A 17,240-nucleotide genomic window follows, 5' to 3' on the forward strand; every position below is an offset into this window, starting at 1 on the left:
TAATTTCCTCCTAAGCTTCTTCCGAAATGTGAATCGCATGGGTTGGGCAGATCTTTGCACATTGTCCACAAGCTATACATTTGAAAGGTTCCAACAAATCCCCGTGCATTTTCATAGCAAGTTCCGGGCAGAAGCCGACACACATAAAGCAACCAACACAAAGTTTCTTGTTAATTCGAACAACACCGTTTTTATCCCGTGAAATGGCCGCTACTGAACAAACATCAATACATTCACCACATTGAGTGCAGACCTGAATCTTTTGGTCACTAACTCGTATACATGATTTTTCTGGGCTAATTTCCTTAAAGTACGTTTTTGAACAAACTGCTTCGCATTCTCCACAGCCTATACATAAGGATTCATCCTTAGCTAAGAGTTTCAAACATTCCACCTCCGTATGTTAATAATACCTGAATATCGACTCTTAGACCACCGCAGATTCAAGATCCAATTCTCCCCCGAGGAAACGCGCCAAACCAAATCGTTCAATCGGCATAAAGCACTGTTGACCGAGAATCTTTTGAGTTAGAAGAACGGCCGTCTGGGGACCAACCATGAACCCATGTCCGCTAAACCCGGCAGCTACCCACATTCCTTGAGCGCCCGGAACTTCATCCAGAATCGGATTAGCATCTGGACTCATATCATAAAGACCCGACCATTGACGAACGACACGGAGGTTCTTTAAAAGCGGCAAGACTGTTGTTGCTTGGCGAGAGACATCCTCCAAAAACTCCCAGCTGGAATTGATATTAAAGTCCTTAGGTTCATTGGGGTCGCCCACTCCCATAATAAAGCTGCCATGTGGAGTCTGCTGACAGTATAAACGATGGTGCAGAGAAATGACCATCGGTCCCTGGCAGGGTTCAACCGGTTCGGTCACTAACGCCTGGTGCCGTTGGGGATAGAGAGGCAGTTCGAATCCCACCATCTTGCAAATAGTACCTGCAGCATAACCACAAGCATTGATCACTGTTGAAGTAGCAATATCTCCTTTAGAGGTCTGAACAGCTGTAACCTTCCCTTTTTCCAATGTGATCCCGGTTACAGAGGTATAAGTCTCAAATTTTACTCCCAATCGCCGGGCTGCTTTGTAGTAGGCGTCCACTACATGAAATGGATTAGCATGACCATCCGATTGACAAAAGGTGGCACCGATCAGTCCATTGAGGTTTAGATGAGGAACAATTGCCTGAGCTTCTAAGGGTGTAATCATTTTCGTTGGAATTCCAAGGTTATGCTGAACTGCAACATTCTTTTTATACTGATCCCACTCTTTTTCGGTGTAGGAAACCATTAAATATCCGCCTTGCTTGAATTCGATATCCCGATCATATTCAAGTTCTTCGTTCATACCCTCAAAGCGTTTTACGCTGTCACGTGCCAGAATAGCGTTGGTCTCGGTTCCCCATTGTTGACGGACACCGGCACCGCAGCGACCTGTAGCCCCAGAAGAAAGGTACTGTTTTTCAATGACAACGATATCCTTTACCCCGCGGACAGCCATTTCATAGGCTACCGCACAGCCTGTAATCCCGCCACCGATAATCACTACGTTCGCACTTTTTTGCAATTTATTCACCCCCCGCATACGTTCCCAGTTTCACTGGCTTTACTGTTGGTCTAAACGTTGGCATTAAAACCTCTCCCACAGGAATACTGTAAAATTTAGCTAGTTCCTGGGCGATCAGCATCCGACAGGTGCGTCCTTGGCAGGGACCCATTCCCGCGCGGGCCGCCCGTTTAATCTCATCAATTGTACTGTAACCTTCCTTAATCAGTGCCTGAATTTCGCCTAAGGTGATATCTTCACATCGGCAAACTATCGTTTCCTTAGGTTGTATTTCTGTACTTCTTAAACGCAGACCACGTACCTCCATTGCAAGGCTTTGAGGTACGATCAGCCATATAGTGTAGGTCTTATTTTTCTGACCCCCTGACTGAACTTTACTTACTTCAAACGTGCCAAGTTCATCCCCTGCCCTATTTAATCCCACCACTTTTTCGCCGACCTGTGGGACTGGATAATACTCATAAGGAATTCTAACAATAGCTTCCGTATCGCTGTAGGATGCGTCGACAATAAAGATTGCCAGCCCCGGGCAGCGACTTAGGCAGACACCGCAACCGTTACATTTATCAAAGTCCAATTTTGGTAAATTGTTAATATCCTCCATCGGTCGAATTGCACCTTGCTTACAGGCTTCAGTGCAGGGATTGCAAGGAATTTCCTGAAAGCACTCAATGATGGCGACGGGACCTTTTTTAAGTCTTTCCTCGGAAGGAGAAACAGTTTGTATATCTTCAAGTGTTGGTACCCCTGTCTTGTTTAGCATGCAGCTCCCCCCTTATCCATCAGTTTCATAATCCCTTTCACAGTCTTTTGTCCGGCAGGGCCAGCGCGCAGTTCACTTAGCTCGGCTAAGGCTTCCCTTTGAAGCTTTGGAGCCTCATCCGTTCCGTACCCTAGACTGTAGGCGGCACAAATACCTGCCAAACGTCCTTCTACCATAGCGGAACTAGCTTCTTCAACCCCACTAACGTCCCCGGCAACATAGAGACCTGGACGAGTGGTTTCTAAAGACTCATTTCTAATAGGGACATGCCCAGAAAGTTCTGGCACATATTTCATCTGGCAATCTGCTTGAAAACAAAGCTCAGTTAAAGGGCTCAGTCCCACCGCCAGGCAAATAACATCAACGTTTAGGTCTTGTTCACTCCCAGGAATTGGCTGCCATTGAGCATCGAGCTGACAGATCTTAGCCCCTTCAACACTTTCCTGTCCATAAGCTTCAATAATAGTGTGTGAGGTTAAGATAGGCACTCCTGCCCGTCGAATCTTAGAAGCATGGACTAAATAACCACCAATGGTTGGAGAAGCTTCAATAATCCCAGCTATTTCCACTCCAGCCTGCATCAATTGATAGGAAACAATCAGTCCGATATTACCCGCGCCGATCATCAACACGCGTTTACCAGGGACAATACCATAAACATTCATCAAGGTCTGTACAGCGCCAGCTCCATAAATGCCTGGCAAATCATTATTAGGGAAAGCAATCATTTTCTCAGAAGCACCGGTAGCTACAATTATCTTCTTAGGTTTAATTTTCAAGTGTTTGCCTTGGCCTTCAGCCGTTACTACTCCATCTTCATAAATCCCAAGAGCGGTCGAATCTGTCCACACTTCAACTTTGGGATTCTTTTCGCATTCATCTATCAGAAGATTACCGATCTGGTAACCGCGGTCCCCAGCATACTGTTTTTTGGAACCGAAAAATTTATGAGTTTGTTTGACCAATTGACCACCAGGTTTCCCGTCTCGTTCTAAGACAAGGACGCTGGCACCTAAATTAGCTGCTGCAGTAGCAGCACTTAGACCAGCCGGACCGCCGCCAATGACAAGGATCTCTATTTCTTTCACTTAAGGCACCCCTTTCCTTGCTGAGTTTCTACTCTCATGCCCGGCTTAAGCTTTTCTACACAGATCCTAATATTGGGTTCTCCATTTACAACCATCAGACACGAAGAACAGTTTCCGATGGCGCAGAACAGACCTCTAGGTCGGTGCATGTTTGGACTATGGCCTAGAACCTTAATTCCAGCTGCATGAAGCGCTGCGGCAATAGTTTCGCCCTCAAAGCCCTTAAGTTCCTGCCCTTCAAAGAAGAACGTGACCTCTTCCCCACGCTGAAACTCTAAAATCGGATGCTCAGTGATACGCATTACATTCACTCCCTTAGTTATGAAATCTGAAACTATTAATTGGTTCTTTCAAGGTAAATACTATGCAATTTTTGTGCCATCATTTTCATTACTATTTAGACACAAATGCACAATAATTTCATTATATCGACAGAAAAGGAGAACCTCTTTCTAATCCAGAGTTGTAAGACAACCACCACAGATTAGAAAGAAGAACTCCTTTGATGGAGAAAAAATCTTATTAACTTAAAGCATTGCTATGAAAAACAACTTAAAGGCTTTGTTATCCTGAAAGAGGGACGACTGAAGTATCTAGATCCTTCGCTAACACTCAGGATGACAAACACCACATGCTCTACAGCCTACTCTTGCTGAGATCTCAACCTTTCTAAAATCCATGGTCAAAGCATCAACTATCAACAGTTTTCCGGTTAAGAGCTCTCCTATCCCAAGAAGATACTTAATTCCCTCAGTTGCCTGAATAGTACCGAGGATGCCTGGCATCACACCCAGTACACCAACATCCTTATTATTAGGAACCGCATTTGCCGGTGGAGGATTTAAGAATACACACCGGTAACAGGGGCCCTTCCCTGGTACATAAGTCATAGTTTGTCCAAGAAGTTGAAGTACTCCGGCGTGAGAAAAAGGCTTTTCTAAAAGCACACAAGCATCATTGATCAAAAATTTAGATTCGAAATTATCCGTCGCATCGATGATAAAGTCATAATCTCTATCCTGGATAATGTCTTTTATGTTGGCTGAACTAACCCATTCTTGATACGCCACAACATCGACATCCGGGTTCATCCCCTGTATAGTTTCGTTTCCCGAGATGACTTTGGGCTTGCCAATATCTTTATTTGTGTGCAAGATTTGTCTCTGGAGGTTGGATAAGTCAACCACATCCGGATCAACAAGTCCAAGGGTTCCTATGCCTGCTGCTGCCAGATACATTGCTGCTGGTGAACCAAGACCTCCTGCTCCAACGATTAGAACTTTAGATTCCAGTAACTTGGTTTGACCCTTCGCTCCAACTTCTTTCAATTTAAGGTGTCTTGAATATCGTTCAAGTTGATCCTTTGTGAATTTCATCCTACTTGCCTCCTTAGTGAAATACGAATGAAACTCACCTAAAATTACTCTCCGAGATAAGATTTGCGGATATCTTCATTCTTCGCTAGATCTTGGGCCATACCTTCCAAGACAATCTCCCCAGTTTCTAATACATAAGCTCGATTGGAAATCTCCAAGGCCAGATGAGCATTTTGCTCTACTAGGAGAATTGTTGTTCCTGCAACATTAATGTCTTCAATAATATGGAATATTTCTTCTACTAGCATTGGGGCTAAACCCATACTTGGTTCATCTAGGATCAGCAGACTTGGTCTAGCCATCAGAGCCCTACCCATGGCGAGCATTTGTTGCTCTCCACCAGATAAGGTGCCAGCTAATTGCTTAATTCTTTCCTTTAACCTAGGAAAGTGGTGATATACGCGATCGAAATCTGCCTGGTCTGGCTTACCCTTACGACTATGGGCACCCATTAAAAGGTTCTCATAGACGGACATGTCTGGAAATACGCGACGTCCTTCCGGTACATGAGACAGGCCCATCTCCACAATTTTGTGAGGGGAGATGCCCTGAATTTGCTTTTCCTTGAACGTAATCTTACTCTCTTTGTTAGACGGTTTTAGGAGTCCTGAGATAGTGCGCAGTGTCGTACTTTTTCCGGCTCCATTTGCCCCAATTAAGGCAACAATCTCCCCCGTTGTTACTTCCAGGGAAATACCGTGTAACGCTTTAATTGAGCCATAGCTCACATCTACCTTTTCTAACTTCAACATGTCTTGGTCCTCCCTAGCGCCGAATTCTACTTTTAAATTTACCGGAGCCCAAATACGCTTCGATAACAGCTTTGTTACTTCGAACCTCTAGAGGCGTCCCTTCAGCAATCAATTTACCATAGTCCAGCACAGCAATTCTCTCAGAAATACCCATAACTAGTTTCATATCGTGTTCTACAAGAAAAACAGTAATGCCTGTATCCCGAATTCTGCGAATCATTTCCATTAAAACTACCTTTTCTTGAGGGTTCATTCCAGCTGCTGGCTCATCTAACAGAAGAATCTTCGGCTTAGATACCAAAGCTCTGGCAATTTCTAAACGTCTTTGTTCACCATAGGAGAGATTCTTCGCCATTTCATCCCGCTTTGAAGCTAAATCAAGAAATTCAAGGGATTTAATCGCTTTTTCTTCTATTTCCGCTTCTTCACGTTTCATCCCCGGCAGGCGGGTTAAAGCTTGTAACAAGCCCGCTTTCCCTCGGCAGTGACATCCAATTTTCACATTGTCCAAGACAGAGAGTTCTGTAAACAAGCGAATCGTTTGAAAGGTTCTGGTAATACCCATATCCGCAATCTTATGGGTAGCGACACCAACTAAGGATTTGCCTTCTAAGGTTATTGTGCCCTCGGTGGGTTGATAGATACTGGTGATCAGGTTAAACATGGTACTTTTACCCGCTCCATTAGGACCAATTAAGGCTAATATTTCGCCCTGCTTGACTTCTAAGTTCACAGTATCTACTGCAGTCAGACCGCCGAAGCGGATGGTTACGTTGTTTAAAGTTAATAAACTCACCTTTATTCCCCCCGTCCGGCCTGTTTTTTCTTAGGTATCATTAATGCACGGCGAACGGCCTGCCTTAAATTTACTCCGCCCAATAAACCATAGGGACGGAAGATCATGATCACGACCAGCAGTAACCCGTAAACAATCATCCTATAGTTTGCGAGTGGTCTTAAGATTTCTGGGGCTGAGGTAAGAACGATCGCACCAATGATAGTTCCCGGAATACTTCCCAATCCCCCGAGAACAACAATACTTAAAATATCGACGGATTTAAGAAAGCCGAAATCGGTGGGTTGAATAAACGTGGTGGTATGAGCGAACAGCGCTCCCCCCACTCCTGCACAAAAAGAGCCAATGGCAAAGGCCTGAATTTTATACAATGTCGTGTTAATCCCAACTGCTGAGGAAGCAATTTCATCTTCTCGAATGGCAAGCATAGCCCGACCGTTCCGAGAATTTTCTATCCACACCATGCAGCAGATTGTCAGCACTACAATAGTCATAACGATAGGAAAGGTAGTGGATCCTTCAATTCCTAGAAAACCAATGGCACCATTGGTAATTTTCATGTTCGTGAATTGGACTCGCACGATTTCTGCAAAACCCAACGTGGCAATAGCTAAGTAATCCCCTGTCAGACGCAGAGTCGGAAAGCCAATAATTATCCCAATCAGACCCGCTGCGAGACCGCCAATTAAAACTCCAATCAGAAATGGCAGATCATAATTTACGGTAGCAATCGCCGAAGCATATGCTCCGATACTCATAAATGCCGCATGACCTAGGGACAGCTGACCAGTTACTCCCGTAATCAGATTTAAGCCTAGGGCCATGATTAAATTTATACCTATAAATAATCCAATCATTAAAAGATAGGGTGGAATAATGTCCTGAATAATAGATGTGCTCAACGCAGTTAAGGCAAGCACACTAAGGAACAGCAGAACCTGGACAATCCAATTATTAAGTAATTTCTTCATCGCCATTCCCTCCTTACACCTTTTTATTGGCTTTTCGCCCCATGATTCCCGATGGTTTGAACAAGAGCACCAATATAAGGATGGTAAAGGCGAAGGCATCCTTGTACTGAGATAAGTTCACTGTGATACCTAGTATTTCGGTTAAGCCAATCATTAGTCCACCAATCATAGCCCCAGGAATACTTCCAATTCCTCCAAGGACTGCTGCAGCGAAGGCTTTAAGACCCGCCAAAAGCCCCATATAAGGCTGAACTGCGTTAAAATAGATACCGGCTAATACCCCAGCAGCTCCTGCTAAGCCAGACCCTATGGCAAACGTCACTGATATAACTCGGTCAATATTAACCCCCATAAGGCTCGCTGCATCCCTGTCTTGGGAACATGCACGCATCGCCCTACCCATTTTGGTATACGAGACAAAAAGGTGTAATCCAAGCATTAAGAGACCTGCTACTCCAATAATTACAATTTGGTAAATTGTAATTTGGAAATCCCCAATTTCAAAAATTCTATTCTCAAAAAGTTTAGGGAAGCCCCTTGTATTAGGTCCCTTCATCCGAACCATTAAAGAAGACAGGAAGATCGATACCCCGATAGCACTAATTAACGCCGAAAGTCGTGATGAACGGCGAAGCGGTTTATAAGCGACTCGCTCAATGACAACTCCAAGCACCATAGTGATAACCGTAGCGCCTAATAAGGCTACGTAAACATTAACGTAATTCGTCAATGCTAGAACTAGGCCGGCATATGCGCCAAACATAAATATTTCGCCATAAGCGAAATTGATCATGCCAATAATACCGTACACCATGGTGTAGCCTAAGGCTATAAGAGCATAGATGCTACCTAGGGCGAGCCCGTTGACAAGTTGCTGCATCAGATTGTTTAAAATCGGCAAATTTGGCGCCCTCCTTAAGTTAAGTGGGAGTATAAAATGCGGGTAAAATCATGTAATATAGTGGAAATTGTCGGAATTTACCTTAATTATTTGTAGCAGCACTGGTCCTAGGACCTTAGTGCTGCTACAAGCTATTAGTAAGGGATCGAAACCCGGTTTTTAATCTTATTTTACTTCTACAGGGACTTTTTTCAGTAAGGTGAACTTGCCACCCTTAACTTCCAGCAGATAAACTGGGCTCTTAATTGGCTCACGACCTTCTTGGAAGGTAATGGTTCCAGATACACCTTCATAATTCTTAGTCTGAGCAAGGGTATCTTTAAACTTCTCAGGATCAGCACTCTTTGCTTCTTTGATAGCCTTAGCAATGAGCATTAAAGCGTCATAACCTTGGGCAGCGAAGAGATCTGGCAACTCATTGTTATACTTTGCTTTGAAAGCGTTAATAAACTTTTCGGTATCAGGTGTTGGCTGTTCCGGTGAGAAGCCTGCATAAGAGATTGAACCTTCTACATCGGCTCCACCAATTTTCATGAGATCGTCCCCTTGAAGACCATCTCCACCGACCATAACTGCCTTAATCCCTACTTCACGAGCTTTCTTCATGATGAGAGCTCCCTCAGTGTAATAGCCTGAGAACACAATGACATCGGGGTTAGCTGCTTTGATTTTGGTGATCTGTCCACTAAAATCAGTGTCTTTGTCTTGAATGAATTCTTCAATAACCACTTTACCACCGTTATCAACGATAGACTTAGAGAAGATTTTGGACAAGCCTACGCTGTAATCATTGTTCTTAGATGTGATTAAGGCAACATTTTTCCAGCCTTTTTCTTCAATTACGTACTTCATGGTTGCAGGAGCAGCAATTGTATCTAGTAACGTATCTCTGAAAACGTAGGGTCCAATTTCAACGACGTCTGGACCTGTCGAACCAGCTGACATGATAACCGTCTTCTTACTGTTTGCAATGGTACCTGCTACACGAGTAATACCTGTAGTAGGGTCACCAACGATAGCTACAACCTTGTCTTGGCTTATTAACTTATTGGTAATGTTAATGGCTTGATCCTTTTGCCCTGCGTTATCCTCTTCGACTAACTGAATCTGTCTTCCAAGGACACCTTCCTTGTTGAGTTCCTCGACTGCCATGTTCAAACCCTTTAATGTGTTCAATCCATAGATTGCCACATCCCCAGTCTTCGCTCCCAGGAAACCGATTTTGATAGGTTCTTTGCTTTCTGCGTCGCCCGTAGGAGTTGCTGCTGGCTTACTCGCGCCGCAACCACTTACCATGATTAATGCGGACATAATGATACTCATGGCAACTAAGGCTTTACTCTTCTTCCGAAACATTGTATTCCTCCCCTTATGATTTTTCTGAATCCTGTTATGTAATATTTGACGGAATATTTAAAATCCCTGCTAGATAATGAAAGAAATACAATATTTTTATCCAAAACTTTTTTCTTTTAAAAAGGTTACAAAAAACACTCTCTTAGTGTTTAAACAAATTTGTACATTATTGATCAATATGTTTAAACAAAAAGACTAGTCAACCGTTCCTTCTTAGGATAAAATTATCCTAAAGGAGTGGTCACCCGTGAAGTCCCTAACCATGTCTGAGTTAATGGATCATAATATTCGTTTAGTAGACAGGAGTCTTAATTTGCAAAACGCTTTAGAATTGGCTAATAAAGCTCACTTAGTCATAATTCAGGGTGAGTGTCCAGTAGGAGTCCTTACCAGAGAACATGCCTCTTTCCTAAAGTCAAGTAATCAGGTACTCAACGAAATCCCTTGGTCACCTCCCCTAGTAGCTAATTCAGATACAGATGCCTTGCTATTTTGTCAGGAGCATCTAAACGAACTTCGTACTGTTATAGTACTTAATCCATGGGGTGAAGTGAAAGGAATCGTTACCCCAACCCTATTTGTAAGCCATTTACTTAGTTCTTGGAATATATTAAATACCTTTTTTAACACTCTACTCGAGACAGTCAACGAGGCTGTAACTGTCGTGACAAACGACGGGACCGTTAGTCACTGGAACTCTAAAGCTCAAGAAATGTATACAATACCAGAGCAAGCCATTGTCGGAAGACCTATTGCTGATTTCTTTGAAAGGAAGGACTTGGCAACACTTGGAATCTTAGATGAAGGACGTCCGATCCGCCAAGCCTACCACAGACCTCGTCCAGAAACACATGTCCAGATCAATGCCTCTCCGGTGATCTACGAGGGTAAGATAGTTGGTGCCATTTCTACAGAACAAGACATTACCCAAGTCGTTCGGCTCAACGAAGAATTATCTCAGGCTAGTTCTCAATTACGAGACCTAAAACAAAAGACCAACCCCTCTGATGATCCCTTCAGTAGGATTATCGGAAAAAGTCGGTCCATCCTACGCACAAAATTCCTTGCGCGTAAAGTAGCCAGCAGCGAAGCAACCATCCTCATCACCGGGGAAAGCGGCGTCGGCAAAGAACTCTTTGCTCAGGCAATACATAAGGATAGTCCAAGAACTACTAAACCCTTTATAGCCATCAACTGTGGTGCTATTCCTTCTGCTTTATTCGAGAGTGAATTGTTTGGATACAACGGGGGTGCCTTCACTGGTGCCGAACGCAAAGGCAAGCCTGGTAAGTTAGAACTTGCCCACGGGGGAACCCTCTTCTTAGATGAAATTGGGGAATTGCCCCTGGAACTCCAGGTTAAATTATTACGCGTTTTGCAGGATAAGTGTTTTTACCGAGTTGGCGGTACCGAACCCCTAACGGTGAATACACGAATTATTGCAGCAACAAACCGCGACTTAGCTAAGATGATTCAACGTGGTGAGTTTCGCGAAGATCTTTACTATCGTTTAAATGTTATTGCCCTTGAAGTCCCGCCTCTCCGAGAACGGACCGAGGATATTCCTGATTTAGTGCAAGCTTTATTATACGAATTTACTCAAAAGTATCTAAAGACGCTACCTACCCTCGACCCGGAGGTTATGCTTAGTTTCTTAAACTATGACTGGCCGGGGAATATTCGGGAACTACGCAATGTGATCGAACGACTAGCCATTCTTTCCGAAGGAGAAACCCTTAATAGTCAATACCTTCCCTCAAATCTTACTCCCTTTAGCTCTCGTCTGCCATCCGTAGTTTACCCAATAACAGCTCAAAACCTCCAAGGAGCTCTTAAAACCAAGGGAACTTCCGAGGAAATCACGCAAATTAAGATCTCCTTAGAAAAAACCAACGGCAATAAGACGGCTGCAGCAAAACTTCTTGGAATTTCACGTGGAACACTTTATTATAAACTCAATCAATATGGTCTAGCTTAAAAAACATACTTCCCCTATTTCTTTAATTTTGCTAGGGCATCCGCCAAAGCAGTATTAATCGGACCGCTATCTTTTTGGTTTTGTAAATATTTACTCACATCTCGCTTGTTTAGGTTTCCCTTCTCTGCCTCTTTTCGTTTAGTAAAGGCAGACAGTTTTTCTCGATATCCGCAGGCACAAGAAAACAGCTTATTTGCCCCGTCCCCTTTAATCTCCATTTTTTTATGACATTCCGGGCATCTGGCATTGGAAATTTGAGATAGCCCTTTTCGGTAACCACATTCTCGATCTTGACAAACCAACATTTCGCCCTTTTTAGCCTTGACCTGCAAAAGGTACTTTCCACACTCAGGACACTTATTTCTTGTCAAGTTATCATGTTTAAAGGTCTGTTCACTGCCGATCACATTGGATACGAGCTGATTTGCGTATCCCCTGATTCCTGTCAAAAAGGATTGGCTATCAGCTCGTCCTTTGCTTATCTCAGTCAGTTGTTGTTCCCATTTAGCGGTCAATACCGGTGATTTTAGTTCTGAGGGGACCAAACCAATCAGTTGGATTCCCTTGGAGGTGGGAATGATTTCTTTGCCCTGACGGCTCATATAGAAGGAATTGAACAGCTTTTCAATGATTTCCGCCCGGGTAGCAGGGGTTCCTAAGCCATGACTTTGATCCATAGCTTCTCTCAATTTCTGATCTCCAATCAATTTACCAGGGTGTTCCATAGCCGAAAGCAATGTAGCTTCTGTATGTCTACCCGGAGGTTTCGTTTTGCCTGGATCTAACTTAATCGACAAGTTTTTGAGCATCTCCCCTTTGCGAATTTCCGGGAGAGTTTGCTCAGAATCTCCATCCCCGTTCTCAGATTGATCGTCTAAGTGACCCTGCCCTTCATAAACCTTTCGCCATCCTTTGAGCTTAACTAGTTTACCTTTAGCTGTAAACGTTTCCCCTTTTATTGCAACCTTAAGGACTGTTTGTTCATATTCAAAGGCTGGAGAAAGAACGGCAAGAAAACGCCTGACGATCAAATCGTAGATTTTTAGTTCCTCAGAGCTTAGCCTAGACAGTGTCGGAGGCTGTTCCGTCGGGATAATAGCATGATGATCTGTGACTTTAGAGCTATCGACAAACCGTTTGGTAATGACTAATTTATTGCGTAAAATGCTGCGAGCCAAATCAACATAAGGCCCCAGAGCAACACTTTTTAAGCGTTCTGGTAAGGTAGGAACGATATCTTCACTGATATGACGGGAGTCAGTACGCGGATAGGTTACTAATTTATGATTTTCATAGAGTTGCTGCATTACTGAGGATGTGGTTTTAGCCGAGAACCCATATTTTCGATTAGCATCCCGCTGCAGTTCAGTCAGGTCATAGGCTAGAGGAGGAAGTTCCTTTTTAGCCTCGTTTTTTACCTCTATTACTTCCCCAGTTTGTCCTGTCAATTTAGCCGCTAGTGCCTCCGCCTTCTGCTTATCGAAGATCCGGTTTTGACCGCTATGATCTTGCCAACGCAAGGTAACACCCTTGCCTAGCGCCTTAAGTGCCCAATAATCTTTCGGGACAAACTGTTTTATCTCATTCTCTCGATCCACAACCATTGCTAAGGTGGGAGTTTGCACTCTCCCCGCAGATAGTTGAGCATTATATTTACACGTCAACGCTCTAGTGACGTTTAAACCAACCAACCAATCTGCTTCCGCGCGACATTCTGCAGCAGCATATAAAGATTCATAGTCCTTGCCAGGCTTCAAATGGTTAAACCCTTCTTTAATGGCCCGTTCCGTTAGGGAAGAAATCCACAGACGCTTGATAGGTTTTCTCCACCCGGCTTTTTTTATGATCCAGCGTGCTACCAGCTCCCCTTCTCGCCCAGCATCTGTAGCTATAATCAGATCCACGATTTCTGGACTCTTCATTAGGTTTTTAACCACGCCGAATTGTTTGGACGTTTCTTTCATGACAACTAATTCCATCTTTGTAGGAAGCATAGGCAGATCTTCTATCTTCCAAGCTTTATATTTCTCATCATACAACTCCGGATCAGCGAGGGTTACCAAATGCCCTAAAGCCCAAGCCACAACATATTTTGCCCCTATGAAGCATCCGTTTCCCTTCTGATTACAATGAAGGATTCTCGCAATTTCTCGGCCCACAGATGGTTTTTCGGTTAATACCAACGTCTTTCCCATATCATACATCCTTTCCTTCTAGTCTCAGAGGCCTACCCTCGACTTTCGTCGTCTTAAACCACGAATCCTTCTCCATATAGCTAAGCCATTCGGACCTCGGTCTTCGGTCTTTCGAACCTCGAACTTCGAACTACGAACATCGATCAGACCCTTCTTTGGTAGTTAACAATTATAAGCCCTAGGGCAACTAGGGCTAGGGCCATAAACATATTTACTGTCAAACCTTCTCCTGGAATCAATAAGGCCGACAAAATAGCTCCTGATACAGGTGTCATAAACTTATAAACGCTAATCTCTCCAGCTTTATTGTATTTTAAGATAGCGTACCATAAAGAAAACGCGGCAGCGGAAAGAAAAGCAGAATAAACGAGGAGAATGACTGCTTTATTGGAAAAAACCAGGGCGTGGGGTTTCAGACCAGGTAGTCCAACCACCACCAGGAGTAGAGATCCTAAAAGCATTTGCCAAGCTGTAACCACAAAGGGATGAACCTCTTTGGAAATCCGTTTTGCTAAAATAGTCCCTAAAGCACTTACAAGACCGGATAGGATCATAAAACCTTCACCTAACCAGGAAAAATCCAAGGTAAAATCTTGACCAGAATTAATAACAATAATCCCCATTAAACCAGCGATTAAGCCCAACGTTTTTCGAAAATCTAATGGGTCATCTCTATATACGAAGTGAGCTAAAACAACTACAAAAAAAGTGCTGGCTGATGATAAAATCGCTGCTTTCATACCGGAAGTATGGGCTAATCCATTATAGAAAAAAAAGTATTGCAAACTAATTTGCAGTATGCCTAATAAAAGAAGTTGAGGTAAAATGTTCAGTCCTACCTTTGGGGACTGCCGAAAACCTACCACAGTCAATAGGAAAATCAGTATAGCAGCTAAGAAGAATCGTATTCCAGCGAAAACTATGATCGCGGACCTATCATTCGCTGCTATTCCTAGCTCTAGATAGCTTACTTTTAATACGGGGAAGGCACTCCCCCAAAGAACAGCACATAACAGGGCGATGACAATGACCCAGTATTTATTGGTTAAATAGTGTTTAAAACGATGATCTTTACTCGGTAAAATCGTACTCATTTTATTTCCTTCCAAAAGGTTGAATTTACCTGTTGATCTTTAAATAATAGTCCCTATAGAGAAAATGGTCAATCTTGACAGAAAAAAGAGAACCTAAAGGTTCTCCTGCAGAGGTTTGCATCCCGCTGACACTCATTATCCTTAAAGCAAATGCTAGGATTGGATGACGTCCACCCATTGTCCACCAGTCAGTTCCTCTAATTCATCTATAGATAATTTTACAGCTGTGTTACATGCCCCTGCCGCTGGAAAGACGCGAGCATAAGCTTGTAGGGAATAATCCAGATAAACGGGAATCTGCCGTCTTAATCCGAAGGGACAAACCCCTCCTACAGGGTGCCCCGTTGCTTCCGATACCTCCTCAGCCTCGGGCATTTTGGCCTTGGCATTAAAGATTTCCTTAAATTTCTTATTGTCAAGCCGCTTATCTCCAGCCATTAAGATCATGATAAAGTCCTCTTTGACCTTAAAAAGTAATGATTTGGCAATTTCTCCAGGGGTTACTCCTAAAGCTTCCGCCGCTTTGGAAACAGTGCTTGTATCCTCGAAGGTTAATATATTCACACTTTTTTGATGTTGCTCAAAGAAATCTACAACATTTTCTACAGACATAGTCAGGCCTCCCCACAAAGATTAAGCGGCAAGACGTTTGTTTGTCTCATATACATGAGAAGATTCTCCTCAATGCCTTGCCACTATAAGTCACTCGATATTACTAATTAATATCTGCATAACACAAGTCTTCGTTTAAACACATAATTGCCTTTGAATACATGTCCCGGTCGATGACAAATTGCATATTAACCTGTCGAAGGGATTGAGATATACATTTAATATTAATATCGTTTTTCGCTAAAGCATTGGCCGCTCTAGCCAGAATTCTAGGCATAGCAATATTGGATCCAATCACACAAACTATCGCTGCCTCCTGTACAGTAACAGTTCGATACTCCGCTTCAAGATCCGATACTAAGAGATCACTAAGATCGCTCTGCCAAATCACGAGGGATATACTATTAGCATTTGTGGTCTTCATAATATAGCTTATATTATACTTCTTGAACTTCTTCATTATTTCTAAATCAAACCCAGTTTCCCCTACCATAGAGGTATCATGGATTTCTAAGATCATAATTTGATCCGAACCCGCAATAATCTCAATTTTCGCCTGAGGACCAATATAGTCGTTGGAAATAACTGTTCCAGGATGATTAGGTTCAAAGGTATTCTTAATACGCAGGTTTATTCCAGCTAATTCTAATGGTTTAGAAGCGTTTGGATGAATGGCTTCCATACCAATGTCAGCAAGTTGGTCTGCGACATCATAATTTGTTCTGCCTACGGGAATTGCTTTATCCACGCCCACGATCTTAGGATCAGCCGAAGATAGGTGGTATTCTTTGTGGATTATTGCTTCATCCGCCTGAAGATGCGTCGCGATTTTTGAGAAAGTGATTTCGGAGTATCCTCTTTCGTATTCACGCATGATTCCTTCGATCCCTTTTGTATAACCAGTAGCAACGATGATTGCTTCATGAGGATTTATATTCTTAAACGACTTTTCAATCCGTTCGCTGATTGAGAGTTGTTTCGAGTCGCGAAAACCTGTTAGATCTACCAGCTCTGAAAGAATCCCATTATTACGGAGAATATTCACCGTGTTAAAAGCAGAATGAGCCTCTCCAATAGAAGCTAGTAACTCCCTCGCGGCGGAGTAAATACTGTCTCGAGCGACATACCCAGAAGCAATAATATCTTCCATACTGTTAAGATAAGCTTTTGTTTGCTCAATCCGTTCTACTAAAAAATCCTTGCTGATTTTTGTATCTAGTCCAAGGCCTGCCAAAGTATCATTAATTTCTAGTGTTTTACTCAACAAGTCATCCATAGCCGCTTCATAATCTTCACCCTTTATAAATCGTTGATAAATACCCGGCGCCTTAGTCTTTTTATCTTCGAGAAGCATATTTGTGACTCCAGCATAAGCAGAGACAACAAACACTCTTCCATAACGAAAACCTTCTGAGCTAGGATAGCCGATAATATCCTTAAGGACATTTTGAAATTGCAGCATGGATGTTCCGCCGATTTTTTCCACAGTTAACATTTATAACTCGAACCCCTCTTCTGTTTTTCTTATTCCTGCCCTATCATAAATTCGTCGAAATTCAATTTATTCCTTCAAACCTACTGAATTTCAGGCATTAGTTAATAATGATTCCCTTACTGCTACTTGTCTATCATCCAATTTTAAAGATTTTAGGACATAAAAGCAAGAGAACCCCTTTATTTGAGGCTTATGCTTCTTAGGAATTTATATTTAAAATCTGGTCATAACTATATATTAGGTCCTAGTAGCATTAAATATTGATAAGTCATAACAGAGAGGTATTT

Annotated in this window: 16 protein-coding genes and 1 pseudogene; 1 reads left to right on the plus strand and 16 read right to left on the minus strand. The window is 42.9% G+C overall.

Features of this window, described 5'->3' with window-relative positions:
* Nucleotides 1-10: 10 nt before the first annotated feature.
* From HGJ98_RS08460 to HGJ98_RS08515, 12 genes and pseudogenes are all read right to left on the minus strand, one after another.
* Nucleotides 11-385, minus strand: coding sequence for a 4Fe-4S binding protein (locus HGJ98_RS08460; protein WP_291350627.1), 375 nt, complete (start codon nucleotides 383-385; stop codon nucleotides 11-13).
* Nucleotides 386-427: 42 nt separating this feature from the next.
* Complete coding sequence (locus HGJ98_RS08465) at nucleotides 428-1,576, minus strand: FAD-binding oxidoreductase (RefSeq protein ID WP_291350628.1); 1,149 nt, start codon at nucleotides 1,574-1,576, stop codon at nucleotides 428-430.
* Nucleotide 1,577: 1 nt separating this feature from the next.
* Nucleotides 1,578-1,847 (minus strand): (2Fe-2S)-binding protein, encoded by a 270-nt coding sequence (locus HGJ98_RS08470; protein WP_291350708.1) that lies wholly within the window; start codon nucleotides 1,845-1,847, stop codon nucleotides 1,578-1,580.
* A 12-nt stretch (nucleotides 1,848-1,859) separates the two neighbouring features.
* A pseudogene (locus HGJ98_RS08475) lies at nucleotides 1,860-2,339 on the minus strand (4Fe-4S dicluster domain-containing protein); the annotation flags it as partial.
* Nucleotides 2,333-3,427, minus strand: coding sequence for an FAD-dependent oxidoreductase (locus tag HGJ98_RS08480; protein ID WP_291350629.1), 1,095 nt, complete (start codon nucleotides 3,425-3,427; stop codon nucleotides 2,333-2,335). The pseudogene HGJ98_RS08475 and the gene HGJ98_RS08480, both read right to left, overlap by 7 nt.
* A complete protein-coding gene (locus HGJ98_RS08485; RefSeq protein ID WP_291350630.1) occupies nucleotides 3,424-3,729 on the minus strand; it encodes a (2Fe-2S)-binding protein in 306 nt (101 codons plus the stop codon). The genes HGJ98_RS08480 and HGJ98_RS08485 overlap by 4 nt, the downstream gene beginning before the upstream one ends.
* A gap of 303 nt (nucleotides 3,730-4,032) precedes the next feature.
* Entirely contained in the window at nucleotides 4,033-4,803 is a 771-nt protein-coding gene (locus tag HGJ98_RS08490; protein WP_291350631.1) for a ThiF family adenylyltransferase, read from the minus strand.
* Between the two features lie 44 nt (nucleotides 4,804-4,847).
* Entirely contained in the window at nucleotides 4,848-5,555 is a 708-nt protein-coding gene (locus HGJ98_RS08495; RefSeq protein ID WP_291350632.1) for an ABC transporter ATP-binding protein, read from the minus strand.
* 13 nt (nucleotides 5,556-5,568) lie between these two features.
* On the minus strand, nucleotides 5,569-6,351 hold the full coding sequence (locus tag HGJ98_RS08500; protein ID WP_291350633.1) for an ABC transporter ATP-binding protein: 783 nt from the start codon (nucleotides 6,349-6,351) through the stop codon (nucleotides 5,569-5,571).
* A 2-nt stretch (nucleotides 6,352-6,353) separates the two neighbouring features.
* Nucleotides 6,354-7,322: a branched-chain amino acid ABC transporter permease gene (locus HGJ98_RS08505; protein WP_291350634.1), complete on the minus strand. Its 969-nt coding sequence runs from the start codon at nucleotides 7,320-7,322 to the stop codon at nucleotides 6,354-6,356.
* Nucleotides 7,323-7,335: 13 nt separating this feature from the next.
* Nucleotides 7,336-8,223 carry a branched-chain amino acid ABC transporter permease gene (locus HGJ98_RS08510; RefSeq protein WP_291350635.1) on the minus strand — a complete coding sequence of 296 codons (888 nt, stop codon included), beginning with the start codon at nucleotides 8,221-8,223 and terminating at the stop codon, nucleotides 7,336-7,338.
* Nucleotides 8,224-8,388: 165 nt separating this feature from the next.
* A complete protein-coding gene (locus HGJ98_RS08515; protein ID WP_291350636.1) occupies nucleotides 8,389-9,579 on the minus strand; it encodes an ABC transporter substrate-binding protein in 1,191 nt (396 codons plus the stop codon).
* A 262-nt stretch (nucleotides 9,580-9,841) separates the two neighbouring features.
* Here HGJ98_RS08515 and HGJ98_RS08520 point away from each other — a divergent pair, with 262 nt between their 5' ends.
* Nucleotides 9,842-11,557 (plus strand): sigma 54-interacting transcriptional regulator, encoded by a 1,716-nt coding sequence (locus HGJ98_RS08520; protein WP_291350637.1) that lies wholly within the window; start codon nucleotides 9,842-9,844, stop codon nucleotides 11,555-11,557.
* A gap of 14 nt (nucleotides 11,558-11,571) precedes the next feature.
* Here HGJ98_RS08520 and HGJ98_RS08525 read toward each other — a convergent pair whose 3' ends face one another.
* The 4 genes from HGJ98_RS08525 to HGJ98_RS08540 form a co-directional block, all read right to left on the minus strand.
* Nucleotides 11,572-13,752 (minus strand): DNA topoisomerase III, encoded by a 2,181-nt coding sequence (locus HGJ98_RS08525; RefSeq protein ID WP_291350638.1) that lies wholly within the window; start codon nucleotides 13,750-13,752, stop codon nucleotides 11,572-11,574.
* 143 nt (nucleotides 13,753-13,895) lie between these two features.
* Complete coding sequence (locus HGJ98_RS08530) at nucleotides 13,896-14,846, minus strand: DMT family transporter (protein ID WP_291350639.1); 951 nt, start codon at nucleotides 14,844-14,846, stop codon at nucleotides 13,896-13,898.
* A gap of 153 nt (nucleotides 14,847-14,999) precedes the next feature.
* The gene (locus HGJ98_RS08535; RefSeq protein ID WP_291350640.1) at nucleotides 15,000-15,458 is read right to left on the minus strand and encodes a YbaK/EbsC family protein; all 459 of its coding nucleotides are present in this window, start codon (nucleotides 15,456-15,458) and stop codon (nucleotides 15,000-15,002) included.
* Between the two features lie 103 nt (nucleotides 15,459-15,561).
* Nucleotides 15,562-16,953, minus strand: coding sequence for an aspartate kinase (locus HGJ98_RS08540; RefSeq protein WP_291350641.1), 1,392 nt, complete (start codon nucleotides 16,951-16,953; stop codon nucleotides 15,562-15,564).
* Nucleotides 16,954-17,240: the final 287 nt, after the last annotated feature.

Origin of the sequence: Desulfosporosinus sp. (genome assembly GCF_014237355.1) — a bacterium.
GTDB lineage: Bacteria > Bacillota > Desulfitobacteriia > Desulfitobacteriales > Desulfitobacteriaceae > Desulfosporosinus.